The sequence below is a fragment of the Erwinia sp. MYb416 genome (assembly GCF_037479575.1).
Classification (GTDB): domain Bacteria; phylum Pseudomonadota; class Gammaproteobacteria; order Enterobacterales; family Enterobacteriaceae; genus Erwinia; species Erwinia rhapontici.
Map to the genome: position 1 here is coordinate 1 of NZ_JBBGYT010000364.1, position 1,226 is coordinate 1,226.

Here is a 1,226-nt window from a genome sequence, read left to right on the forward strand (position 1 = left end):
GGTGACGGATATGGAATCCACCTACCTGACCCATATTGATGCAGACGGCATCAAGCAACACATCGTTTACGCGCGCAACAGCCAAACGATGCAGATCCCTGAAGGGCTGTCTGTTCCCTGGGAAGATACCCTGTGTAAACGCGCTCTGGACGAGGGCCGCCGTTATACCTGCGATGTTCCGGCAGTCTGGGGGGACTCCGAAGCCGCGAAAGCGCTGGGGATCACCACTTATGTCAGTACCCCGGTGTGGCTGGGTGACGGTGCGATTTATGGCACGCTATGCGCAGCAAGCTCAGAGTCTCGGGAACTTTCAGATCGTGCGGAGCAGGTGCTTCAGCTCTTTGCCGAGCTGATTTCCCAGTACATTCGTAAAGAACAGCTGCTGGAAGAACTGCAGGAAGCCAACGCCGCGCTAACGGCAGTGAGCCACACCGATGAGCTCACTGGCCTGCCAAACCGGCGGGCCGTGTTTGCTAAGCTGCCAAAACTGTTTTCACTCGCACGTAGCGATACGCATCATCTGCTGATGGCCTTTATCGACCTCGATGGATTCAAGCAGATTAATGACCGATACGGACATAAAACCGGTGATGAATTTTTGCAGGCCATCGGCCAGCGTCTGAAAGAGCTGGTGCACGATGATGACGTTCTGGGACGCCTGGGGGGTGACGAATTTATTATCGCCACCCTTGCTGTTTCAAACGCCCAGCCTACCGCCGTGACTGCATTCAAGAACCGTCTTTCATCACTGTTGAGCGGCCGCTATCATCTGTCGGGCACGAAGATAGACTATGCCGGTGCCAGCATCGGCATCATTCACGTGGACCCGCAGCTCAGCACCCCGGACAGCGCCGTGCGCGATGCGGACGCCGCCATGTACGAAGATAAAGGGCGCCGCAAACAGCGTCAGGTCTGTGGTCAGTCGCTTTAACCGACCCTCCACATTGCCTGGACTGACCTGTTTCCGGGCAGGTATCCCTAAAGTTTCAGTGAAAGAGACCGATGTAAGTAGCACTCATCCTGAATTGTACGGACCTGTCATGTACCTGATTAAACCTGCAGAGCTGATTCTGCTGTCACTGACACTGGCATACTGCCTGGCAACGTATATATGGTTCTAGCCCTCAAGGGATGAGGCATGAACAGAGCAATACTCATGTTTTGCTAAAGTCTTTTATTGCCCTGCCGATGACATTGAGGTCGGGGGGTTGCTGGAGAGACAGAAA

At 54.5% G+C, this 1,226-nt stretch carries 1 protein-coding gene; it reads left to right on the forward strand.

The window, feature by feature from the left end; genetic code table 11:
• The coding region (locus WH277_RS05315) for a sensor domain-containing diguanylate cyclase (protein WP_339504839.1) at nt 1–931 on the forward strand (931 nt) is incomplete at its 5' end.
• Nucleotides 932–1,226 lie beyond the last annotated feature (295 nt).